Genomic DNA, 24,211 nt, shown 5'->3' with positions numbered 1-24,211 from the left:
TATTGAAGAAGAAACTATGGAAGTCAGTGCAACAAGCATTGAACAAAATCGAACCCATCAGGTCGATTTGGATCAAGCCCAGCGCAATCTGGCCATGGACATGGCCGACGTGCTGCGCGATGAACCCGCGATTCAAATCGGCGGCGGCACCCGCAATGCCCAGCGTTTTTATCTGCGCGGCATTGAAGCAAGCAATCTGAATATCCGCATCGACGGTGCCTCTCAAGGGCGCAACCTGTTTCAGCATCGCGGCGCAACCGGCGGCATGGATGCCGATCTGCTCAAGGCAGTGACCGTCGAAACCCTCCCCTCTTCGGACCAGGGCGGCGGAGGCCTGGGCGGCAGCATCAAATTCGAAACCCTGGATGCCCAGGATCTGGGCACCGGTGATCGCCCGGTAGGGGCACGACTTAAAGTGAGTCACAGCAGTGTCGATGATGCCATCGCCGGTGCGGCAACAGGCTACGGCCTCTACGGCACCAGCGGCCTGCTGGTGCATATCAGCGGGACCAATAGCGAGGATTACACCAGCGGCGACGGCGACGAGGTGCATGGTTCGGCCGGACGTGACCGGGATTATTTTGCCAAGTTCAGTCTGGTGGATCAGGCCGGACACAGCCTGCGCCTGAGCGCGGAAAAGAATGAAAACAGCGGCTTGTACCGCTGGGGCGCCGGTGACAGCAGCTACGATGATACCGCGACACTCAACTATCAGATCAGCGAACGCCAGACCCAGGTGCTGGACTACCGCTACACCATGCCGTCCTCCACTCTGGTCGATGTTCGTCTCAACCTGTTCCACAACGAACAGTCCCTGGAAAACAGCGACAACAATACGGAAACGGAAACCGAAGGCTATGGCGGCGAGCTGCGCAACACAGCCCATTTCTCCCTTGGCGCAACGGACCATGAGTTGACCGTGGGGGGCGATTTCTATCAGGAAGACGGCAGCTATGAAGCGTCCGGCTCCAGTCGCGGCGATGACAATCGCAGCGAAACTTTCGGCCTGTTTATCCAGGAACGCATGGCCATCGGCCGCCTGCACTTGTCCGCCGGGCTGCGTTATGACGATTACTCCGCCGATTTCGGTGCCGAAACCATTGACGGCGATGAACTATCACCAAGTGCCGGTGCCGAATTTGAGCTTGGCTATGGTCTGACCCTGTTCGGCGGCTATGGCGAATCGGTACGCAGCAGCGGTGTTATCCCGGTGCAGTGGCTGGTTTCAGCGGTGGACGATGCCACCTTCAACCAACAACCGGGCAAGGACAGTTACGGTAAAAGCTTTGAACCGGAAACCTCACAACGCTACGAAGGCGGACTGCGCTTCGAGCGGGACAACCTGCTGCGTCGTGGTGATTCTTTCGAAGCCGAACTGACCGTGTTCAAAACCGAAATTGACGATCTCATCGCCCAGATCGGCGGACGACGTGGTGCCCCTGTCAGCGGTTTTTACAATGATGACACCATTGAGGTCAACGGCTGGGAGCTGCGTCTGGCATGGCAACTGAGCGACTTTCGCACCAGCGTTTCTTACACCCGTGCCCGCGCCGAAGATGACAACGGCGACCTGATCGGCGCCAGTGTCGGCAACCGCACCGCCGCCACCACTGGCGACCGGTTGATGTGGGATACCTCCTGGCAAGTACGGCCAGACTTTTCCTGCGGTTACACCCTCGACGCCATGGCCGGTCTCGACAAAGACGATATCGACCGCAGTGGCTACGTGCTTCATCATCTCCAAGCCGAGTGGACCACATCAATTGACGGCTTAAGCGTGCAGTTGGCGGTGCGCAACCTGTTTGACCGCCGCTACAGCGATCAGACCAGTGTCGGCACCGACAGCACCGCCGTTTACGAGCCGGGACGCGATGTTCGTCTGGCCATGACCTATCACTTTTAATCTCACTTTCCGAAGTTAACTGCGCGGCCCGCAAGGGCCGCTCTTTTCAAGGAGTCAACCATGCCACACTACCTTCGTCTAAAACATTGCTCAGTCCTGGCCTATATCACCCTGACGGTGTTGCTGGCCTTCACCGGAGTCGCCATGGCAGCACAAACCGGCACCCTCAAACTGGTCAGCGTCGGTATCGGCGACCGCGACAATATGACCCTGCGCGCGCATAAAGCCATTGTCAACGCCGATGTGTTTCTGGCCATGCACCCTGAACAAACCCGTGCCAAGCTGGCCGATCTGATCGGCGACAAGCCACTGCACGATGCCGGTCATGGCCTGTTCGGCCGCATGGGCCACCGCGGCAGTGCCGAGCAACGCGCCGCCCAACAGGATAAAACCCGCCAGATTATCCGTAGTGCCGTCGCTGGTGGCAAACATGTGGTGATCCTCGATTATGGCGATTCCACCATCTACGGTCCACAGACCGGCTACCTCAAAGAGTTCGCCGACCTCAACCCCGAAGTGGTGCCCGGCATCTCCAGCTTCAATGCCGCTAATGCCGCATTAAAATGCGGTATCACCGGCGGTAGCCAGAGCCATTCAGTGATCATCACTGCAGCCATGGGTGCCCGTGAGGGCTACAAAGGCAAAGATACCTTGACCAAGCTGGCTGAAACCCAGTCGACCATGGTGTTCTTTACCATGGGGCTGAATCTGTCCGAGGTGGTCAAGCAACTGAAAACCCAGTATGACGCGATCACGCCCATGGCCATTGTGCTCTACGCCGGTTCCTCGGACAAAGAGCAGGTGATTCGCGGCACCCTCAACACCATCACGACCCAAGTCGAAGACGATAAACTGCCGTTTGAACACCTGATCTACGTCGGAGATTTTCTGCGATGAGTTCTCGCCGTCCGCAACTGACCCGGCAGATTGGCCTGCTGTCGGCCCTGGTGTTGGTGATCGCCAACATGGTCGGCAGCGGTGTGTTCACCACGTCCGGGTTTATCCTCACCGAGCTGGGCAGTCCTGGCACCCTGATGTGGTGCTGGCTGCTCGGCGGTGCCTTCGCCCTCACCGGAGCCCTGTGCTACGGTGAGCTGGGCGCCATGTTACCCGAGGCGGGTGGCGAATATGCCTACCTGTCACGGGCGTTCGGCCCCCTGCCCGCATTTTTGTCGGGCTGGATCTCGCTGATTGTCGGCTTTTCCGCGCCCATTGCCGCCGCGGCCATCGCCTTTGCCACCTACTTTCTCGGCGGCAGCGGCGCGTCCTGGTTTGAACTGGACGCGTTCGGCATGACCCTGATCCGCGTGTCGCCGGTCACGTTGTTAGCCTGTGCCACGGTGATTGGCCTGTCGCTGGTCCACGTTCACAGCGTCCGCCTCGGCAAACGGGTGCAGAATGCCCTGACCCTGTTCAAAATCGTCTTTATCGCCCTGTTCATCATCGGCGGTTTTGCCTGGGGACATGGCAGCTTCAGCCACCTGGGTGAATCGCTCTCCGCAGACGGTTGGAGCGCGTCGGGCTTTGCCGTGTCGCTGATTTTTGTCTCCTTTGCCTACAGCGGCTGGAATGCTGCCGCTTACCTCGGCAGCGAGATCACCCGCCCGGAGCGCAACCTGCCTCTGGCGTTAGTCGGCGGCACTGTGCTGGTGATGGGTCTGTACCTACTGCTGAATCTGGTGTTCATCTATGCCCTGCCACCGCAGGCCATGAGCGGTACCCTCGAAGTGGGCCTCAGTGCGGCCACCGCCCTGTTCGGCAACACCATCGGCACCCTGTTTGCCCAGGCCATCGCCCTTGGCCTGCTGTCAGTGCTCAGCGCCATGATCATGGCCGGGCCACGGGTCTATTTCGCCATGGCGCGCGACAACCTGTTTTTTCAGCGTTGCGCCCAGGTCCACAAAACACGTCACACTCCGGCGGAAGCCATCGCCTTTCAGGCGGTGATCGCCATCGGTATCATTGTGTCCACGGCCTACGATACTTTGCTGATTTACGTCGGCTTTACCTTGTCATTGTCGGCCATGACCACGGTGCTCGGCCTGATCCGTTTGCGCCGCCTGGCGCCTGACCTGCCGCGGCCGTATCGCACCTTTGGCTATCCGCTGACACCGGCAATTTTCATCCTCGGCAACCTGTGGATCATGGTTTACACCATCCACAGCCGCCCCATGGTCGGCTTGGCCGGTATCGTCACCATCGGCGTTGGCGGTCTGCTCTACCTGATCGCCTGTCAGCGTGGTCAGGTTACGACCAACGGCGTGTTCACCCGCCAGAGCGCGGATGAGCCGGGCAATTGATCGTCCACGGCGGACGCCGCACATCTGGCGTCCGCCTTTTTATCCCCCACAACCTTCCGCACCTCCGGCTACTCTCCCGGCAGCGCGGAAGATGGAGAGTTTCGTGCTAAACACACCATATCCCAAAATATCCATCCGCAGCGTTCGTCGGCTCCCGGTCGTTGCCGCGTGTTCCCTGCTCTTACTGGGCGGCGTTTCCGTCCTGAGCGCCAAAGCTGAGAACACGCCTCAGGCGGCAGGCCTGTCTGATGTGGCCAGTCAGACCGTGGCCAGTGAGCAACAGACCCGCACCTTGCAACGCCAATGGAGTGACGAAGAGCGCGCCCTGCTGGCGAAAATCGATCAACTGACGCGCCAGGAAGCCATGTTGGGCCAACAGGTCGAACGCCTTGATCATCGCCTGCAACAGAAACAGGAACAGATTGACGCCCAGACCCGCCGCGCCGAAAAAACCGAAAAACTGCGCCAGGGCCTGCAGAACTGGTTTCAAATTTCGGCCCAGGAGCTGGAACAAAATCTAGCGGCCAGCCAGCCGTTTCTCGCCGATGAACGGCGCAAACGATTGGATGACCTGCACAGCGTGCTGCTCGATGGCGACATCGCCGTACATGAACAGTTCCGCCGTTTGATGGAAGTGTTTCAGGTCGAGGCGGAATACGGCTACACCTGCGAAGTCTATCGCGACAAAATCACCATTGATCAACAACAGCGTGAGGTGGATATGCTACGACTCGGTCGGCTATCGCTATTTTTTACCACGCCTGACGGCGAACAGGGCGGGGTGTTTGATCCTTTGGAAAAGCGTTTTGTCTACCTGCCGGATTCAATGGTTGCCGACCTCAATCAGGCACGACAACAGATCAACGGACAGACGTCTGAAGCGTTAACCCTGCTGCCCGTGGGGAGGATTCAGCCATGAACATCGCCATCAAACGCCTGATCCTTTTCGTCGCTCCGCTCATGGCCTTACTCATGGTCATGAGCGTCGCCCAGCCACTGTGGGCCGCGGACATTCGCGCCGCGTATCAGCAATTGCAAGAGCAGTTGAATGAGCAGCAACAACGGCAACAGCAAACCGCCCGCACCATTGCCGATGAACGCCGCGACCTGAAACAGGAACTGTCCGCCAAGCAGCGCGCCGTCCGCCAACTGGAACAACGCATCGCCACCACCGAGCGCACCCTGGCCAAAGCGGAAAAAGCCCTGTCGGCGTTGCAGGCCCGCCAGAGTCGTGACCATGAAGCCATGAACAACCTGGCCGCAGCGGTGCGCGTGGCCGCCAAGCAATTGCAGGAAAGACTTGATGCGTCGTGCTTCAGCGCATTGCAGCCGCAACGAGCCCGCGCCCTGAACAAAATTTTCAACAAACATTATTTCCCCGGTCTGAACGATTTCGACACCATGAAACGGCTGTATCTTGAGGATATGACGCAGAGCAGCCAGGTCCAATTGGCCCAGACCCAATTCACCGCCCTGTCCGGCATCCAGGAAACCGGTCCGGTGCTGCTGGTGGGACCGTTTCTGGCCGTAGCTGCTGAGCACGAATGCCCGGCCCTGCTTCATTATCATCCGGCCAGTCATGAATTTTCCATCATCAACGCATCCCTGAGCTGGACGCAACGCAAGCTGCTCAATGTTTACCTGGCAGGAAAGAGCGATCTGGCACCGCTGGATCTCAAGGCCGGTGCCGGTCTGGCCCAACTCACCGAGAAAAAAACCTTCTGGCAGCGGATTAAAGGCGGCGGCGTGCTGGTGTGGCCGATTCTGCTGTTGGCGGTGATTGCCGTGCTGATCAGCATCGAACGGGCGCTGTTTTTGAAAAAGGTCCATGACAACACCGACCGCACCATGAACCAGGTCAACGAATATGCTGAACAGGACGACTGGGAAGCCTGCCAAAAGCTCATTGAGGGGCGCAGCACACCGGTGTACAACGTGGTCCGCGCCGGGATCAGTGCCCGCCACGAAGAACGGGAGATTCTTGAAAGCATCCTCCAGGAGGCAATTCTCAAGGAACTGCCGCGTCTGGAGCGGGCGCTGCCGTTGCTTAACATCATGGCGGCCATTGCCCCGCTGCTCGGCCTGCTCGGCACGGTGACCGGCATGATCAGCACCTTTGAGATCATCAATATCTACGGCACCGGTGACCCACGCATGATGTCCGGCGGCATCTCCGTGGCGCTTGTGACCACCATGCTCGGTCTGGTGGTGGCAATCCCCATCATGTTGCTGCATACCTTCCTCAACCGGCAGGTGGAGCACATCATCGGCGACATGGAGGAAAAATCCGTGGCCCTGACCAACATTATTTCACGGTGCCAGGGTTAGGAACGGCTTATGGATGCGTTATTTGCCCGCGGATTGCATACCTTACACCACCTGAGCAGCGACAGCGCCCCGTTCGCCTATATCATCCACGGCGGCCTGGTGATGGTGCCGTTACTGGTGATTTCGGCGGTGATGTGGATGCTGGTGTTTGAACGGGTGGTGGCCTTTCACCGCCTGGAGTTCCGCGATATCTCCATGATTGAGCTGGTGCATGGCTGCCGCGACGGCAGGCAGATATCCGGCAGCCGTGGCGGCTTGCGCTCGCAACTGGGTCGCTTTTTTGTTGGTCAGCAGCAGGGCAGCTATCCGCTGACCCGCTCGCGGCTGGATGAATATTACCTGAAGACGCTGCCGAACATCGACCGCCATATCGACGCCATCACCACCCTGGCCATGGTGTGTCCGCTGCTCGGCCTGCTCGGCACGGTCAGCGGCATGATCACCACCTTTGATGTCATCGCCCTGTTCGGCACCGGCCATTCCAAGGCCCTTGCCGGTGGTATCTCCGAAGCTCTGATCACCACCCAGGGCGGCTTGCTGGTCGCCATTCCCGGCATGTTCGCCAGCGCCGTGCTCAGTCTCCGGGCACGCCGTTTGCGCGAACGCCTGGAGGAATCCATCATGACCCTGAAACGGATTGTTGAATCATGATTAATGTCAGACAAAGTTTACGACGTAATAACAACCGCACCGCGGACATCAATATTTCACCACTCATCGACCTGGTGTTTCTGCTGTTGATCTTTTTCATGGTCACCACCAGTTTCGTCAAGGAAACCGGTATCGAGGTGGAACGCCCGGAAGCGGGCAGCGCGGCCATGGCCGAGAACAGCACCATTCTCGTTGCCGTAACCAAAGACGGCGAGGTGTTTTTCGACCGCCAGCGCGTCGACGTACGCACGGTGCGCAGCCATATCGCCCAGGCGCTGGTGGAAAATCCCGGCAGTGAAGTGATTGTCGTCGCTGATAAGTTCAGCCATACCGGCGTCATTGTTCAGGTAATGGACCAATGCCGTCTGGCCGGGGCCAAGCAGGTCCATCTGGCCGCCGACAACGGCCACGAGTAGAGCGATGATGCAGAAGACACCCCGCTCTGTGTTTATCATCGGTTTTGTTCTCGCCGCTTTAATCAATCTGGTGTTGTTCGCCCTGATTCCCCATTCGTCGACGCCCGAGACTCCGCAGCCGTCACCGCTACGCAGTCAACCGGTGCGCTTTACGCCGCCGTCGCCGCAGATGGAGCAGCCGCAGCCTGAAGAGATGACCATGCCGCCGGAGCCTGCGCCTGCCGTGCCTCAGCCGACCTTGACCGCACCGACGCTGCACCAGCCCAATCCGACTCTGACCCTGCAGGCTCCTCAACCGGTGCTCAAGCAGGTGACACCGCAACCCCAGGTGCAGCACAGGCCAAGTGTCTTCAGTAGTGAAGCGCTCGACGTGCTGCCGCAGCTCAGTTATCAGACCGCGCCGCGCTATCCGCTCCAGGCACGCAAACGGGGTGTAAGCGGCTATGTCAAGCTGCAGTTCGACGTGCTGGCCAATGGCGAGGTGCGACGGTTGCGCATTCTCGAATCGCAGCCGCCCGGCGTGTTTGACAATGCGGTGCTCAACGCCGCCCGCACCTGGAGCTATCAACCCGGCGAAGTGCTGGGCGACAAAGTGCGTGTGCGTCTGGTGCGAACCATCGTGTTTAATCTGGAGGATCAACCATGAGACGTTTTGCCACCACCTGTTTTGCACTGCTGATTTCGGCTCTACTGGTTGTGCCATCCACGCCGCTGCTCGCATCCGCTGATTGCGGCAACAGACAGCATTCGCGCGTCAACCATCTGCTACATAAAAGTCAGCAGTTACTCACCACCCGAAACATTGAGGCCGCTGTGCGTCTGCTGGAACAGTTCACCACTAAACATCCCGGTGTGACCGATTACCGGCTCCATGCCCGATTGGCGGAACTGTATAGCCAACAAAATCAGCGTAAAAAAGCGCGCGATGCTTATCACCATGCGTTACAGGACTGCGATGAGCCTGCCTGGCTGTGGCAAAATTACGGCGCCGTGTGCTGGAATCTCGGCGACTACGCTCAGGCGGCTGAGGCGTTTCTCAATGCCCACCAGCGCGGTGCCGACCGCCAGTGTTATGTTGACGGCCTGGTGGCTCTAAGCTATGCCGGTCAGCATGACAAGGCCGCGCACAAGCTGTTTCAATTGCTACGCGATCACGCTGACGCGCCCATCACCTGGCTGGAGGCTTATGTCCAGATCAGCCTGCAATCCCAGGACAAGACACAGGCCCTACAACCGCTTATCACCTGGGAGGTGCGCTTTCAGGGAAATCCCGCGTATTGGCGCTGTCGTACTTACCTGCACCTTGAAGACCGCGATTACCCAGGTGCCATCTCCTGCCTGCGTGTCACCAAGACGTTGACGCCGTTATCCCGTGAAGAGCAGTCCACCCTGGCCGACCTGCTGCTGTCGGCGGACCTGCCTGAGCAGGCGGCGCACCACTATCGGCAGCTGCTGGAAGCTGTTCCGGACAAGCGCCAGTGGCATAAGCAACTGATCCTTTGCTATCGTCTTATGCACCAGCCTCAACAGGCCCAAACAGCCTTGCAAGCGGCGCAACCTTTTGTTTCTGCAATCTATTGGCACCGCACTCAGGGAGAACTAAGCTACCAATTGGGCGATTATACCAATGCTTTTCATCACCTTGAGGAACTGCTGCGCCGCCAACCGGACGATGGTGCCGCCTGCCTGTTACAAAGCTATTGCGCCCTGCAACTCAATCGCTATCGGACAGCCCGCACCTGTCTGAACAAAGCCCTTCAATTTAAGCAATATCGACAGGAAGCACGCTCCCTTTTGAACTGGATCAACGCCATAAAAGAGTCTTAAGTCACTGTTTTATCAATTGTTCAACGCTCAACAGACGATTTATACGAAACAAACATCATCCCCCATAGAGAATGTCAATAAATTAGAACGGATCTGGCTATTGATTTGTCGAACCGTTCACTATAGAGTAAACAAATTATAACTTTTTAAGTGGAGGATCGCGTATGGACAGTAAAATTTCTCGCAGAGAACTTTTGACCAAAACCTCCGTCGTTGGGGCAGGCCTTGCTTTGGGTTCCTTATCAACCGCAAGTGCTATCGCTTCAGATTCAGAGGGTCGCAACACAATTGGCGCCAGTATTCGGCGTGCCGATTTCAAAAAGGAAAAGCACGTTCCTGTCATTGAACTGCCATCCCGGATCGTTGCTGGACAGCCTTTTGATCTGACCGTTTCAGTGGGCAAAGACATTCCCCATCCCAACACCACAGAACATTTTATCAACTGGATCTGTGTTTACTTTAAAGCCGCGGGTGAAAGCCGGGTCACTGAGCTGGCAAAATTCGAATTTACCGCCCATGGCGAATCCCCCATGGGCACCAACAAGGGTCCAGCACATTCCGATCCGCATGTCAGTGCACGCATGCGGCTGAAAAAAAGCGGGACATTAATTGCCGTCAGCTATTGCAACATACATGGCCTTTGGGAATCCGCAGTAACAGTGACTACAGTGTGACGAAATGAAAAACCCCGGCATGAATAACATGCCGGGGTTTTTCATTTAAACACAGTCTGATCGTATCGATAATGCCATAAACAATTGCCTCACGCCGCCAGCGAAGCACGGTTCTGCAACAAATCAACGCTGTTTCGCTGCTGCTGACGCAATTGACGGACAACCCTGTGATGATGCTTGTGGTAAAGATCAGCCAAAGCATTGCTGCGATGGGGATGTCCGTAAATCTTCCACAACCGCTGACCGCTGACTTTGAGTGGTTTGCGCCCCATAAAGCCTTCCACATCCTTGAGCGGGTAGCCCAAAAACCAGCCGATTTCGTGCGGCAGCTCGTTATTGACAGCAAAACGTTGAGCCAGCTGTTCTAGCACTGCTTCAATCAAGTGAGGTTGACGGTAACCAAGACGGGTCAGGAACGTGCGGGAAGTTCGGCTACTGAGCCGTTTATGCAAAAGGCCGGGATGATAGATCAGCAACAGGTAGCTCCCCAGCTCCGAGGACAGGTTAAATGCCCGCAACGGGGAATCCGCCATGAGTCGTTGACCATGCTTCTGCCACAGATCCGCGATATTACGCCCACAGGCATAAGGTTTATGACTGACGCGCACCAGGTTGGCCGGCTTGACTTCTTCAAGGACCTCGGCTGCAGCAAGAACCAGAAACGCCGCCAGACACTCCTGGTGTGACGGAAATTGTTCTGAAACTTCCTTCCAACTGGTACGCACAGCGGGTAACCACTGTCTGGCTGTTTGCTGAATACTCTCTTTACAGCAGGGTGTTGATGAAGAACACAAGGGGGTACCTTTATCGATTTTGACTTTTACTTTCATTATACCTCCGTAAAAAATGGCCCTCCACCCAAAGGACAAGCCACACGTTCCGTGAAATTGAATTACATTATCAACTTAACAGAACATGATAACGGATGCAAGCCTTATGATCATCAAGGGTATATTGAAAAGATATATAAAAAAAATCTCCCGTATATTCGCTCTATACTCCCAACAGAAAAAAGATAACCATATGAAAACAAATGACTTTTCGAAATGATTTTACTTCACATGAAATAAAGATGATCTGAATTGTGCATAAAGAAAATATACGTTAACGCCTACACTCTTTCTTAACCACCAGAGAGCGACACCACTAAAAACAATATGAATTCAGTATGTTAAAAGCGTTTTCAAAGAAATAATCATCTTTGGCACGTCTCTCGCTATATCAGAAAGACAAGAACAACGAACACCACTCACTTACAAGTACAAGCAGCGAACATTGCATAACGATAGGAGGACATCATGAAAGCCCTGAAAAAAATCGCCACCAGCCTGATTATTCTTGCTCTCGCAGCCGTTCCGGCCTTTGCCGGTCAACAAGGGGAAAGCAGCGGAATCCTGACCTGGTTGTTCCTCGGTTTTATCGGTCTGATCGTGGTCGGCCAACTTATCCCGGCCCTGGTCATGGGCTTCGGTATGGTCAAGGGCGTTCTCGGACACTCCGACGATCACAGCCATAAGCACAACGCTTAACAGGCTGTTAAAAAAACAGACTGAGAAGCCCATGGACGGGCGACCAAAATCAAGAGCAGGATTTCAAGCCCTTGATTTTGTAAGCAAGACGAAAATCGCATTTTCGGCTTGCGTCGTTGAAAAGCCCCGGATGGGATTTCTCAACACTCTGCTAAATCATTTTATTTAATGTCATTCACAGCACAAAACACGAAAGGAACCAAAACCATGAAAGCACTTAAAAACATCGCTCTGACTGCTCTGTTGACCCTTATGATGGCTTCACCTTCATTGGCCGCAACCACCGCTGGCCGCGTCGACAACAGCGGATTTCTGGTCTGGGCATTTCTCGGCTTCTGCGCCCTGATCGTTGTCGCTCAACTGGTCCCTGCTGTTCTGGTAATGTTCGGCATCGTCAAAGCGGTTGCCAGCCCCAAAGAGCAGGCAGCACAACAGCAATAAGCCCCTTCATACCTGCCACAATGCAAAAAGGCGACCCTTTACAGGGCCGCCTTTTTGCATGCTATCTAAACCGGATTATTTGTCTTTCTTCTCCGGAAGTTCCAGTTTCAATTCACCAAAGCGCTTTTCGTATTCGGTCATGGTGTTCATGAGCAGTACCGCCATGCGCTTGGCCGCATAAGGATTCAAGGTAATCCGATCCGACAGCTCAACCGTCAGCTCTTTCTGGCCGGCATGCCAGTTCTGATTGGTACCAAACAGCAACGTCACTTCTTCGCGGGAGCTGGACACATTACACACATTGGCATAGGTGCTGCGCATTTTTGAACCATCCCAGCGAATGGTGGTTTGTGACTCCTCAGTGGGCTGCTCGGCAGCTTGCTTATCCTCTTTGGTCATGCGTGATTCCTCCTTGTCAGATAGTCATCGGTGCAACATTACACCAGTGGTTTCAATATGTTCCCTGTTCTTTCCTATGGTAACCGGGAACGCTTCTTATCACCAGCCTTTTTCCCGACCGGGCTGTGGGCAAAACCACTCATGCGGACCAGCGGTTTCTCCCAATTCTGGCTGTCTTGCTTCTGTTCTTTCTTCAAGCGCCCTTTTTCCCAACGCCAGCTACGATTTTGTGGCTGAGAAAGGCGTTGCAAATCTTCATTGGCCACACGATTCGCGGAACCTTTGCGTTGGCCGGAAGCCACTCCCCAGCTGGTAAACCCGGCGACAATAGCACCGAGATCCCCAACAACATTGGTTTGTTCCTGCTCTTCAACGGCTGGAGCAGCATCGAGTGATTGTTGTAGGGTCTCATTTTCAGGTTGCACCTTGACCTCTTCAACAGGAATCACATCGCCCTGCCCTTTAACAGGCTGTTGCTGTTGAGGTGCTGCTACCGGCTCATCCTGCTGTTGCGTTTCTTTGCCCGGTTCCGGCGTAGCAGTCACCGCGGCAGAACCGCGATGGCGAATATCTTCACGATACACCGTGCGATCAGGCAGCGCTGCCGTTTCAAGCACCGTGATATCGATAGTTCCATGTTCAGGAGCCTGAGGCGTTGCCGCCTGTTGAGCATGAACCGGATACAACTCGAACTGAGTACTGGCAATCAGATCCTGACGCCCCTGAGCCAGACGGATCAGAGTATTGACCTGACCGTCTTCCAGCGTGACGCGGGCATATTCACCCGCCATGATATCTTCGGAGAGATCACCGTAGAACGTATCATGGCCATAGCCGCCAAACATGATGTCATTGCCGCTGCCACCATTGAGCAGATCTTCACCACCGACAAAGAAGTTGGTCGCCTCGACCTGATACAGGCTGGCATTATTATCATAGGTCACCTGACCGGAATCGCCGAGCAAGCTGTCATTTCCGCTGTTACCATAAAGCGCATCATCGCCCATGCCGCCAATTACGACATCATGGCCACTGCCACCGACCAGGGTGTCATCGCCATCGCCGTCGCTGATAAAGCTGGTGACGCGACGCAGGTTGTCAGGCATTTGTTCGCCGTCATAGACAACCTCGCCATCATCACCGATGAGAATCAGATCATTCTGCCAGTTAGCTCCGTCAACCGTGTCATCCCCGGCTTCACCGAAAACAACCACAGTGCCGTCTTCTTGCGGGCTCTGGTTGTCAAAGATCACCTGATCGTCACCACCGCCGACACGCAGAGTGGTAACGCTGTCGGTCTGGGCACCGATGACGGTGACATCATCATCCCCATCGCCTAAGGCCAGGTTAAATCCGCCGCCAAAGGTGCCGCTGGTCTCAAACGTGATGGCGCCATCACTGCTGTCACCGAGACCACTGATGCCGTTTTCGTCGATAACAATCGTTCGTCCGCTATCGTTGCCACGGTCACTGATATTCAGGGTATTGTCGCCATCACCACCGTCCAGATGAAGATCGCCGTTGATGCCATCAAGATCACCGAGGTTATCCGGCGCATCGGAGCTGACATTGAACGTATCGTTGCCATCGTTAGCATAAACCGTGGTTGACGTTCCTGTCAGTGTACTCTGAGTATTGAAAGTATCATTGCCTGAGCCCAGCTCAATGGCCAGTTCTTCAAGCCCTGCATAACTCAGACCGTCTCTCAGACCAAGGCCACTGATGGTGGTGTCGGTCAACAATCCGGTGTTGTCCGTGCTGTCGCCACTGTCATCGAGGATCAAGCTATCCTGGCCGTCGCCACCCACCAGGGTAATCGGGCCCTGAAGACCATCAAGCAGGCCGTCTTCACTACCGAGCAGGAAGCTGTCATCACCAGCGCCACCGTCAAGAACAACATTTCCATCGGTCGTGCGAACGATCAGCGTATCGGCACCGGCATCACCGAAAACCGTCAGGTCGCCCTGGCTGGTTTCCACTTCAACCTGGTCATCGCCGTCGCCAGACGTCACGGTAGTTACACCAGGAATCGTACTGGCAATGGTCAGGTCATCATTGCCACTGCCAAGCGCCAGAGTGACATCCTCAAATGTTGTGTATGAAAGCGGGCTTCCCATATCGAAACCACTCAGAGTATCCTCGCTGAGCGTGCCGCTGTTGTCGCTGTTATCACCGGAATCGTCAAAGACCAGGATATCACTCCCGTCACCGCCAATCACGGTTACCGGACCATTGATCTCATCCAGCGTTGCAGTCAGGCTGCCCACGGTCAGCGTGTCGTTCTCTGACCCGGTATCGATCACAACTTCGCCATCAGTGCTGTAAAGATGAACGGTGTCGCTGCCTTGTTGGGTTTGAACATCCAAGGTACCGGTATTCGTGAACAGATCGACCTGATCGTCGCCAGAGCCACTATCCAGCGTCATGTCACCGCTGTTGCTGCCAACAGTGACCGTATCCGCACCATCCTGGGTTTGAAGATCCATGGTGCCGAGATTAGCCGTCACCTCGACCACATCATCACCAAGACCGCTATCCAGCGTCATGTCACCGCTGTTGCTGCCAACAGTGACCGTATCCGCACCGTCCTGGGTTTGAAGATCCATGGTGCCGAGATTAGCCGTCACCTCGACCACATCATCACCAAGACCGCTATCCAGCGTCATGTCACCACTGTTGCTGCCAACAGTGACCGTATCCGCACCATCCTGGGTTTGAAGATCCATGGTGCCGAGATTAGCCGTCACCTCGACCACGTCATCATCAAGACCACTATCCAGCGTCATGTCACCACTGTTGCTACCAACAGTGACGCTATCCGCGCCATCCTGGGTTTGAAGATCCAGAGTACCGACATTAGTCGTCACCTCGACCACATCATCACCAAGACCGCTATCCAGCGTCATGTCACCACTGTTGCTACCAACAGTGACGCTATCCGCGCCATCCTGGGTTTGAATGTCCAGCGTGCCGGCATTGGATGCGACAGTGATCACATCATCGCCACTACCACTGTCGAGAGTCGTCGTTCCTGTGATCGTGCTGACAATATTGAAATGATCTGCGCCGCTGCCCAACTCAACATTCACGGCTTCCAGCGTGTCGTAGTAAACGCTGGCCCCCATGGACAGATAGGATGTCAGATCAAGGCCAACCAGCGCATCAACATCAAAACCGGCCAGTGTTTCAACGGTTGTGGCAACAGACTCAAGCGTCGGCGCATCGAGCGTCATACCGAACCCGGTCAGGGTCTCTTCGGTCAGCACACCGGTGCGACCGGTGGTGCTGCCGCTGTCAATCACATCAAGACGATCATCACCCTCACTGCCGGCAATGGTAATAAAGCCAAAAATATCGTCCAGCGTATCACTGTCATTGCCAATGTGAATGGTATCGTCTTCACTGCCACCATCAATGGTGACAATGCCGTGTGTTCCACGGACATTGATTTGATCCACCCCGGCATCGCCTTGCAGATGGAGAAGTCCGCTGCTGTCCAGTAACTCAGTGGTATCCGTGCCATCACCCATATGGACCGTGGTATCGGCAACAGCCGTACTGGTAATAGTCATAAGATCATCGCCACTGCCCAGAGCCACATCAACGGTTTCAAACGTGGCGTAGTTCAGGGTGCCCCCCATGCCGAGACCGTCTAACGTGATCGCGGTCAACACAGCACTGTTGTCAGTGGTATCACCACTGTCATCAATCATCAGACTGTCGGTTCCGGAACCACCGATCAAGGTGACATCAACGGCGATGTTCTCCAGCACCCCACCACTGTTGGTCGTTGCCGTTGCCCCACTGCCGACGTGAACCAGATCATCACCATCACCAAGGTTAAACACCACGCTGCCAAGTCCACTGTCGAGATGATTAAGTACAAGAGTGTCATCATCACTGCCGGTGGTCAGGGTCAAGGCAGCGGCCTGCAACGTGCCACTAAGTTCAACGATCGACCCCGTGTCATCACTGCCACCGGAGCAAGGCGTATCGGCATACAGATTGATCGCGCCCGTGGCCGTGAGGAGAGCACCGCTTTCGATAATTAGATCATCACCGGCACACAGGACAATATTACCTGCAGTTGCTTCGAGGGTGACGCCGCTTTGAACGATCAGATCGTCATCGGTATCCACCGTGCCGTCAACGGCATCGTCCGAGGCCACGATATTGATTGATGCCGCAGAAATGCTCTCGGTCACCGTCACCGGACTGCTGGCAACGATGTTGACATCGCCATTGGCTTCGATGCCTTCGGCGCCATCGCTGACGCCACCGACCGTCACATGACCGGTGTTATGGATGTAAACTTCGCCACTGGTGGAACGCCCTTCGAGATAGCCCACGGTTGTTTCCAACATATTGGCTGCTTGACCGATATTACCCACAGCATAAAGGCGGGTCCAACCCGAGGTGACATTGCTGCCGGTCAGATTACCGTTGTAGATGCCACCAGAGCTGTCGATAAAGGCGGTTCCCAGAGTGCTGCCAACGGTATAAAGCCACAGGTCACCATCGGTTTCATGGATATAGCTGTTGGTGTAACTCGACGAGGTCAGCGTGGCCCCGACAACCGACCCGGTATTAATGTTGAGATCTTCGCCATTGCCCGCGCCAATGCTGCCGCCCATGGCGTCCAGTTCAATGCTGTTGCCAATGACATCGGCAAGGATATCGCCCGGACGGCCGAGAATTGAGGACGCCGCCGTCAGATAGACATTGCCCAGAGTCGATTGCACCAGATCAACGTTCATCGTGCCGAGAACTTCGTAGAGGGCAATGTCTCCGGTTGCTTCGGCATGAACACGGCCTTCGGCATCCAGATCGGTTTCCAAACTATTGGTTGCGGTCCCGATAGTGCCGTCACTGGTCATAGTCAGATTCACGGCACTGATATTGGTGTTTTCCGTCTCGTAGGCATCGACGATGGATCCACCGATTGCCGTAAGCGTGACATTCTGCTCGGCGTAGATGACATCGACGGCCAGATCGGCACCCATCGACGTCAGATAGATAGAATCTTCCGCGCGGCCGACAAAGGAGCTGGTCAGAGTCACATCGATGTCGCCATCGACCAGACTGGTACCAACGGAGCCACGTCCCGCCTCAAGCAGCAAGTCGCCGGCAATAATGTTGCTGGTTTCTTGACCATCAAGGGTAGTGATGGCGCGGGCATCGATGATGGTTCCGTCGATCTTCACCTGGACCAGACCACCGGCAACAATCTGATTGATGTACAGATCCTGCTCAGCCCCCAGATAAGCAAAATCGTCAACGGTCACTGTCACCGCACCCGTGGCGGCAATATCCACGTCTTCAACCGAGGAGACCCGTACTTCATTGCTGATGATGTCAATGACGCTGCCATTGATGGCCGCATCATAGGTGGTGGCGAGTTGGAAGGTGAAATCATCAACAACAACCGCGTAATAGGTCTGGCCATCGTTCAGACCATCGATATTATACAGTTGCCATTGATCCGAAAGGACCACGGCATCGCCGGTGGTCAGTTCATGCACCACCCCGAAGGTGATGGTATCGTCATCGCCGTCAATGATCACCAAATCACGACGCTCCGCCGCAGCCAAGGTCAGTTGTTGGCTTTCCGTCAGGCTGGTAATCCCCTCGCTCAAGTCGATGGTCACCGATTCCATATCCGAACCGACCGCATTGGCATTGATTGTCACCTGATCGGCAATAATATTCGGATCTTCAACCTGGGTCGTGGTATCGGAGGTCTCTTTAAGCCAACCACCGCCAATGGAGTATTTCAGTTGTGAATCGGTCCATACCGCACCTTGACGGATTGCATCGACTTCCGAGAATGAATGGGTCCCGGAAGCACCGGCCAGCGTCAGATCCATTACCACCGGCGTTGCCGCCAGCGCATCCTCTTCGGTGGCCGCCAGTTGGATGGTGTTTTCATCGATCACGACCACGTAATAGATGGTTCCGTCTTCCAAACCATCAAGAGCCACACCACTGTCCACCCGGTACTCCACGCCCTGTCCGGTGGAGAAAAGATGGGGACCGATGGTGATGGTATCCATGGTTTCATCAACATCCGTCGCCACAGCGAAGTCCGGCTCATACGCCACGGAGGTCTGGTAGGTCCAACCTTCGATCTGACTGTCGCCAAACACCCCGTAGCGGCTGTGCAGTTCATGATATTCGTCGGTACGTTTGTTTTCCAATGTCGTGATGGCATCGGCAACAAACGCATCGAGATCGGCACCGGTTTTGCCCTGTTCCTGGCCCAGTTCCGTGTAATAGTCTTCGTACACCGCCCGCTCCTGCTCGGTAAAGCTGTACGCAAAACCAGCATCATAAACGGAGGGGTCATCCTGACGGTTGCGATATGACCAGTAGGTCGCGTACTCCTGGTCGCGCATCGCCAGGTAAGCATCCACAGCTTCCTGCGCCGCAGCCTCTGCCGCAGCCCCGGTCAGATTCATGTCCGCCCACAGACTGAGCAGTTCTTCCTCGGCCAGATCATCGGAATCTTCGTTGCGGTTGGAATCACGCAGATCGCCGTCGGCCACCGTCAGTGTGACATCACCGGTCTGTGATTCGAGCTGAACCAGGTTCAGATCACCACTGATCTCTTCGATAAAGATATCGCCATTGGCGAGACCTTCGAGACCACTAGAAGAGGAGGTCGAGGTATTGATCAACAGGTCCTGCCCTGCCGTACCGATCGTGCCACCGGATTCAAGGGTGATGGTACCACCTTGAATCACCGAGCTGCTGTCATAGGCCACGATGGAGCCTTTAGCGGTCAGTGTGACATCGCCCAGCGCACTGCTGTCACTTTCGGTCTCGGTAAAGGTATGCGTCCCAGTAGCAGTATCACCAAGCGATTCTGTCGCCGGGTCACTGACCAGGATATCGCTCAGATCAGCCACCAGTTGGAAGGAGGTTTCGGAGACCACAATCACGTAGTAAGTCTCTTCATCAACCAAGCCACCGATGGCATCGCCGCCACCACTATGGTAAATCACACTGTCGCCCGTGGTCAGACCATGGGCATAGCCGACATCGATGGTGTTGTCATCAATAACATCGGCAGCGGTATTGAGGCTGGAGCTCTCCACCACACCAAAGCGGTGATCATGGGTCGTTACCGCGCTGGTATCCAGTTCAATATAAACACCATCCGTCAAATCCGAGAGGCTCAACGCCAGGCGGATTGACGTCTCGTTCACCACATCCACATAGTAGCTCTGGCCGTCGGTCAACCCGCCAATCGCGACCGTATCACTGCCCTGATGGTAGGTCACCAGATCCCCGGAGCTCAGATCATGGTCCACACCAAGATCAATGATCACCTGGCTGTCGTTGATCTGTCCTGTCACATCAAGGCTGCTATCACTGACATATGAGAAAGTATGATCACTGCCGGCAAACTGACTCAGATCAAACTGAACATAGTCGCCAAGACTATCAATCAGTTTAATGGTGGTGCTGTCCACCTTTTCCACGGTGTAGGTCGCACTATCGGTGAGACCGATGTTGGTACTACCACTGCTATAGAGAACTTGTTCACCGGTTTCAAAACCGTGCTCAACGCCCAGATCCAGTTTGTTGATTGATTCGAGATGGAAATCCGTATCCACCGCGGCACTACCGGCACCGGCAGCGGCAACATCGGTGAAGTAGTCGACAGTGACGGTAACCCCACCTGCCGTCTCCAGGGTCACGACATTACCGGTAATCGACTGGATGTAATAGACGGTGCTGCCGTCATCCACGAGATCACCAACACCGATATCACTGCCACTGCGATAAAGAACTGCTTCGCCAACCACCAGTTCGGACGCATCCTCGACAATCAGGTCGTTCAATGAAGAGAGCTTGTACTGATCGCTGTCGACCAGTTCACTCGGATCGATGTTCAGCGACACGACATTGTTTCCGCTATCAAGCAAACGGAAGCTGTTATTGGAAAGCACATCGACGGTATAGGTGGCACCAGCCGTCAGGCCAAACAGGGTCGCAGAGCCATCATCGGCATCACCGAGGCTGTTGAGCGTATGGAACACAACCTGTTGCCCATCGGTGAATTGATGGCTGGCGGTAATCACTTCAGCGCTGCTCAGGTAATGCTCAGCCACATTGGTGGTCGTGAAATCAAGCGTAATCGCCGCGCCACCTGCTGTTGCGCTCAGTGAGAAGGTACCGTCACCGTTATCGATGGCAAAGTAGCTGTTACCGGAGGTCAGACCGCCGATGCTGACACCTTCGCCCGGGCTATAGGTCACACTGTCATTGGTGCTCAAACCATGCGCAGCCGCGAAGAAGATGTATTCATCCTGGCTGGTGGGGTCGAAGTCCACGGTAAAGCTGTTTGCAGGGGTATCTGTATCAACATAACTCAGATGATGTCCGGCCATATCCGCACTCGTGAAATCAAGCGTGATCACCCCGTCACCATCAGAGAGAGTGATGGTCTGAGAATCAATGACTGTCAAGGTATAGGTTGTGGTGCCGCCGTCATCGACTAAACCGCCCACATCGCTATCACCACCAGACGAATAAGTCACTGTATAGGTGTTGCCAACGGTCAGGCCATGAGCGGCATCCAGAACCAGATACTGATCCTGAATGATTGTATCGACACCCAGAGCATCAAGGCGATGACCGGTGCCGCTGGCGGCGGAGAAGTCAACCTCAACGGCCTGTCCTGCCATACCGTGTTTCAAGCTGATCACCTGTTCGGAAACAGCAATAACCGCGTAATCGGTCACACCGTCAAACGCAGCAATTGTTGTCCAGCCGGCGTTGTCATAGCTGACGGACTCACCCATCACCAGAGTGCGGCTCGCATCATCGGCCAGGAACAGATAACTGTCCTGAGTTGCGGTATTAACGCTGAAAGTTGTTGTAGCATCTTCGGACAGATGGAAGCTGTGCGCCCCGGTTGCCGTTGAATAATCAAATTCCACAGCCTCTGGGGAGCCATCATTGAGAGCCAGGGCAACGGTCAGGTCATCGAGAACGGAAACCAGATATTCTTCGCCGACAACCAGACCACCAATGTCACCGGTGCCACCATCGTAAATGATCAGATCATTATCGTTTAATCCATGCGCACCACTGAAGACCAGATACATACCCTGATTGGCCGTCACCAGATCAACGGTATCATTGCCAATGGTCAACTGATGGCTGGACGCCTCTTCGGTGCCTGAAAAATCATAGGTCAGAGCCGCATCACCGGATTCATAACTCAAACGGATGGTGTTGTCAGCCACCACTGTGACCACATAATCGGTGGCGTCTCCTAATCCGCCAATGGCGTCATTATCACCGCTGGTGTAGACCACTTCCTGACCATCGGTTAGAGCGCTGCCATCAACATCCAGAGTCGTACCGTTGCTTTGGTCCGCGATGGTAATGGTTTCAACATTGTCATCCCCATCAATATCCACCAGACCGTTATTCGGATTGAAACTGTTGTCATTTACCGTGACACGACTCAGGCTATGACCGCCGGTATCGCTGTTGCCACCAATACTGATCGAAATAAGATCGTCGCTCGATTCGCTGGTGGAAAGCTGTACGGATGTCGTCGTGACACTATAGACATAATAATTAAATCCCGAGGTCAAACCGGAGACAGCGGTTCCTTCATCGGCTGACAATTCATAGGTCACCCAATCTCCTGCAACAAAACCGTGGCCCGACCCCAAATTGATCCAGCCATTTCCTGCATTGGCGACCGTGGTGTCACTCGGAGCAAATTCAACCTCATTGGCTTCGGCTGCATCAAGAGTTACATCGAGATCTTCGGTCGAGGTCAGTGAGTAGGTCGTAGCCAGATTTGTCGGCACACCAATGTCAATGACAGTGCCATCCACCGCATCCAGTAACCGAATGGTCTGGGAATCCACCACATCCACATAATAGGTGGTTCCAATCACCAGATTGGTGACACTGTCGCCATCGCCGCTGTCGGAATAAATCACTTCCTGATTTTGCGTATAGGTGTGTGCCGACGAGAACGTAATGGTCGACACATAGCCACCAATGGCCGTTGTCGGATCAAAAATGAACGATTCGCTCTCCGTCTGTTGTTCGGCCAGCAAGGTGAAATCTTCAGCGGTACCGCTGATGGTCAGTGCAGTTGCGGCCTCGGCATTGGCCTGAGTCGACGCCAAGCGGATGTCGTTATCATTAACAACGATGACATAGTAGCCGTTGCCATCCACCAATCCGGTAACAGCGCTGCTGCCCTGTTGATAGGTCACGTAATCGCCGGAGGTCAGATCATGAGCATCAGCGAAACTGATGACGTTGGTTGTGAAATTGACATTTGAAGGCGACAACTCGGTGCGTGAAGCCAGGGTAAACGGATTGATCGCCACAACCGTACCGCCTGAGGTCAACTCAAAGGTATGCTCAAAGCCACTGGCAGCATCCCCGTTCAGATCGATCAGGTCCGGCAGGTAGGAAATAATGCTGTCACGGCTACCACTGACGCGAATACTGCGTTGGTCAACCACTGAAACATAGTAGGTTTCCCCCTCAATCAGTCCTGGGATCACAGCGCCACCATGGCTGCTGTAAACAACCGCCTGGCCGTCAATAAAGCCATGGTCGGCGGCAAAAGTGATCACACCGGAGGTGACAGAGTTTGCCGTGGCACTTTCCTCAATGCCGTCGTCACTGGTTAACGAATGGGTGAGTCCGGTGGCCGTTGACGCATCAATCTGCAGCACCACACCTTCAACGGCACTGATACCATCAGTGTGCAACGCTTCGGCTTTAGACGCCAAAGTGGCTGTATCTGTTGCCGTTGATGCCAGCATCACAGTGGTAGTGTTCACCACCAGCACTTTGTAACTGGAACCGGAGGTCAGGCCATTGATGGCCGTTCCTCCGCTGCTGGAATAAACCACCACATCGCCGGTAGTCAAACCGTGGGCTTCGCTGAATTCAATGGTGTAATTGCTGCTGTCCACCGCATCATCCGGTGAAAATTCCAATACTTCACTGGCATCGGCAAACGGATCAAAAAACGGAATTTCAACCGTCTTCACCGTCATATCACCAAGCAGTTCTTCAATATGGATATCACCGCTGTCGGTGTAGGCGGTAATGGTACCGCCTTCCAATTTGGTCAATAAGGCACGCTCACTTCCGATACCGGTACCGGCGTAAAGGCGCAAGTCAGTAGCATTGATGACATTACGGGTATCATCAGAAGCGCGTTCAATCGCCCCCTCGGTGTTAATCACGGTGGTCCCGCTATCGTTGAAGAGACTTCCTTCGAGAATCACCGTTTCACTGGAAATGATCTCCAATGACGCTTGATCGTAACCACTGAACTGAATGGTAATCGGATTATCAGCCGCGACCGTATAGGTACGCACATCCTTGACCGGCTGCCAGGTGGCAATTTCAGCATAAGACTGGTGTACCGGCACATACAACCAGAACGGTATCCATGTTTTTCCGACAAACGGCAACCACACATAGCCACCGTGATCTTCCCAGCGCCAGAAGGTTTTATCTTCCTGATAGGGATTTTCATCCTGCAAGCTGATCCCCAAAGTATCTTCCAGGTTATCCAGTTCGGAATCCGGCACATAACTGGACGCATCCATCTCTTCAGTGACGTACGAATAGGAGAAAACAAAATCCCCTGACGCCGGATCAGAACCGGTGGTGTAGTAATAGCCTTCGCGTAGAGCGGTCGGGTCGGTGTAGTAACTGCTGTGATTCCACGATTCATAGT

General features: G+C 54.8%; 15 protein-coding genes (1 of these 15 only partly in view). 12 read left to right on the top strand and 3 right to left on the bottom strand.

What is annotated here, in order from left to right; translation table 11 throughout:
* The 10 genes from DACE_RS13435 to DACE_RS13390 all read left to right on the top strand — a co-directional run.
* Positions 1 to 1,903, top strand: a 1,903-nt coding sequence (locus DACE_RS13435) for a TonB-dependent receptor domain-containing protein (protein WP_006002079.1), incomplete at its 5' end; no start/stop codon positions are given.
* Between the two features lie 60 nt (positions 1,904 to 1,963).
* Entirely contained in the window at positions 1,964 to 2,800 is an 837-nt protein-coding gene (locus DACE_RS13430) for an SAM-dependent methyltransferase (protein WP_006002078.1), read from the top strand.
* On the top strand, positions 2,797 to 4,203 hold the full coding sequence (locus tag DACE_RS13425) for an APC family permease (RefSeq protein ID WP_006002077.1): 1,407 nt from the start codon (positions 2,797 to 2,799) through the stop codon (positions 4,201 to 4,203). Before DACE_RS13430 ends, DACE_RS13425 begins: the two co-directional genes overlap by 4 nt.
* A gap of 103 nt (positions 4,204 to 4,306) precedes the next feature.
* A complete protein-coding gene (locus DACE_RS17535) occupies positions 4,307 to 5,122 on the top strand; it encodes a DUF3450 domain-containing protein (protein WP_006002076.1) in 816 nt (271 codons plus the stop codon).
* Entirely contained in the window at positions 5,119 to 6,531 is a 1,413-nt protein-coding gene (locus tag DACE_RS13415; protein WP_006002075.1) for a MotA/TolQ/ExbB proton channel family protein, read from the top strand. Before DACE_RS17535 ends, DACE_RS13415 begins: the two co-directional genes overlap by 4 nt.
* A 9-nt stretch (positions 6,532 to 6,540) precedes the next feature.
* On the top strand, positions 6,541 to 7,182 hold the full coding sequence (locus tag DACE_RS13410; protein ID WP_006002074.1) for a MotA/TolQ/ExbB proton channel family protein: 642 nt from the start codon (positions 6,541 to 6,543) through the stop codon (positions 7,180 to 7,182).
* The gene (locus tag DACE_RS13405; RefSeq protein ID WP_006002073.1) at positions 7,179 to 7,598 is read left to right on the top strand and encodes an ExbD/TolR family protein; all 420 of its coding nucleotides are present in this window, start codon (positions 7,179 to 7,181) and stop codon (positions 7,596 to 7,598) included. Before DACE_RS13410 ends, DACE_RS13405 begins: the two co-directional genes overlap by 4 nt.
* 4 nt (positions 7,599 to 7,602) lie before the next feature.
* Positions 7,603 to 8,244, top strand: a complete 642-nt coding sequence (locus tag DACE_RS13400) for an energy transducer TonB (RefSeq protein ID WP_006002072.1) — start codon at positions 7,603 to 7,605, stop codon at positions 8,242 to 8,244.
* A complete protein-coding gene (locus tag DACE_RS13395) occupies positions 8,241 to 9,425 on the top strand; it encodes a tetratricopeptide repeat protein (protein ID WP_006002070.1) in 1,185 nt (394 codons plus the stop codon). Before DACE_RS13400 ends, DACE_RS13395 begins: the two co-directional genes overlap by 4 nt.
* Before the next feature lie 164 nt (positions 9,426 to 9,589).
* Entirely contained in the window at positions 9,590 to 10,099 is a 510-nt protein-coding gene (locus DACE_RS13390; RefSeq protein ID WP_006002069.1) for a class II SORL domain-containing protein, read from the top strand.
* Between the two features lie 89 nt (positions 10,100 to 10,188).
* On the opposite strand, the gene DACE_RS13385 is transcribed toward DACE_RS13390, so the two are convergent.
* The gene (locus DACE_RS13385; RefSeq protein WP_006002068.1) at positions 10,189 to 10,929 is read right to left on the bottom strand and encodes a DUF3793 family protein; all 741 of its coding nucleotides are present in this window, start codon (positions 10,927 to 10,929) and stop codon (positions 10,189 to 10,191) included.
* A gap of 468 nt (positions 10,930 to 11,397) precedes the next feature.
* Between DACE_RS13385 and DACE_RS13380 the strand changes: the two genes are divergently transcribed.
* Together DACE_RS13380 and DACE_RS13375 are read left to right on the top strand one after the other, a co-directional pair.
* Positions 11,398 to 11,628 carry a hypothetical protein gene (locus tag DACE_RS13380; protein WP_006002067.1) on the top strand — a complete coding sequence of 77 codons (231 nt, stop codon included), beginning with the start codon at positions 11,398 to 11,400 and terminating at the stop codon, positions 11,626 to 11,628.
* 207 nt (positions 11,629 to 11,835) lie between these two features.
* On the top strand, positions 11,836 to 12,069 hold the full coding sequence (locus tag DACE_RS13375; RefSeq protein WP_006002066.1) for a hypothetical protein: 234 nt from the start codon (positions 11,836 to 11,838) through the stop codon (positions 12,067 to 12,069).
* 75 nt (positions 12,070 to 12,144) lie between these two features.
* Here the strand turns inward: DACE_RS13375 and DACE_RS13370 are convergent, their stop codons facing one another.
* Positions 12,145 to 12,468 carry a DUF3467 domain-containing protein gene (locus DACE_RS13370; protein ID WP_006002065.1) on the bottom strand — a complete coding sequence of 108 codons (324 nt, stop codon included), beginning with the start codon at positions 12,466 to 12,468 and terminating at the stop codon, positions 12,145 to 12,147.
* Between the two features lie 74 nt (positions 12,469 to 12,542).
* Positions 12,543 to 24,211, bottom strand: partial view of a DUF4347 domain-containing protein gene (locus DACE_RS13365; RefSeq protein ID WP_006002064.1) — the final stretch only. The gene runs 25,498 nt beyond the window's last position; only the last 11,669 of its 37,167 coding nucleotides appear in the window; its start codon lies off the right edge, out of view; it ends in the stop codon at positions 12,543 to 12,545.

The organism is Desulfuromonas acetoxidans DSM 684 (assembly GCF_000167355.1).
Classification (GTDB): domain Bacteria; phylum Desulfobacterota; class Desulfuromonadia; order Desulfuromonadales; family Desulfuromonadaceae; genus Desulfuromonas; species Desulfuromonas acetoxidans.
The sequence above is the reverse complement of the archived record's forward strand: the minus strand, read 5'-3'. Positions and strand labels throughout refer to the sequence as shown.

Excerpts from the sequence above, each read along its gene's own strand:
- DACE_RS13430 (WP_006002078.1), top strand. The coding sequence starts at position 1,964 with ATGCCACACTACCTTCGTCTAAAACATTGCTCAGTCCTGGCCTATATC.
- DACE_RS13425 (WP_006002077.1), top strand. The coding sequence starts at position 2,797 with ATGAGTTCTCGCCGTCCGCAACTGACCCGGCAGATTGGCCTGCTGTCG.
- DACE_RS13415 (WP_006002075.1), top strand. The coding sequence starts at position 5,119 with ATGAACATCGCCATCAAACGCCTGATCCTTTTCGTCGCTCCGCTCATG.
- DACE_RS13410 (WP_006002074.1), top strand. The coding sequence starts at position 6,541 with ATGGATGCGTTATTTGCCCGCGGATTGCATACCTTACACCACCTGAGC.
- DACE_RS13405 (WP_006002073.1), top strand. The coding sequence starts at position 7,179 with ATGATTAATGTCAGACAAAGTTTACGACGTAATAACAACCGCACCGCG.
- DACE_RS13400 (WP_006002072.1), top strand. The coding sequence starts at position 7,603 with ATGATGCAGAAGACACCCCGCTCTGTGTTTATCATCGGTTTTGTTCTC.
- DACE_RS13395 (WP_006002070.1), top strand. The coding sequence starts at position 8,241 with ATGAGACGTTTTGCCACCACCTGTTTTGCACTGCTGATTTCGGCTCTA.
- DACE_RS13390 (WP_006002069.1), top strand. The coding sequence starts at position 9,590 with ATGGACAGTAAAATTTCTCGCAGAGAACTTTTGACCAAAACCTCCGTC.
- DACE_RS13385 (WP_006002068.1), bottom strand. The coding sequence starts at position 10,929 with ATGAAAGTAAAAGTCAAAATCGATAAAGGTACCCCCTTGTGTTCTTCA.
- DACE_RS13380 (WP_006002067.1), top strand. The coding sequence starts at position 11,398 with ATGAAAGCCCTGAAAAAAATCGCCACCAGCCTGATTATTCTTGCTCTC.
- DACE_RS13375 (WP_006002066.1), top strand. The coding sequence starts at position 11,836 with ATGAAAGCACTTAAAAACATCGCTCTGACTGCTCTGTTGACCCTTATG.
- DACE_RS13370 (WP_006002065.1), bottom strand. The coding sequence starts at position 12,468 with ATGACCAAAGAGGATAAGCAAGCTGCCGAGCAGCCCACTGAGGAGTCA.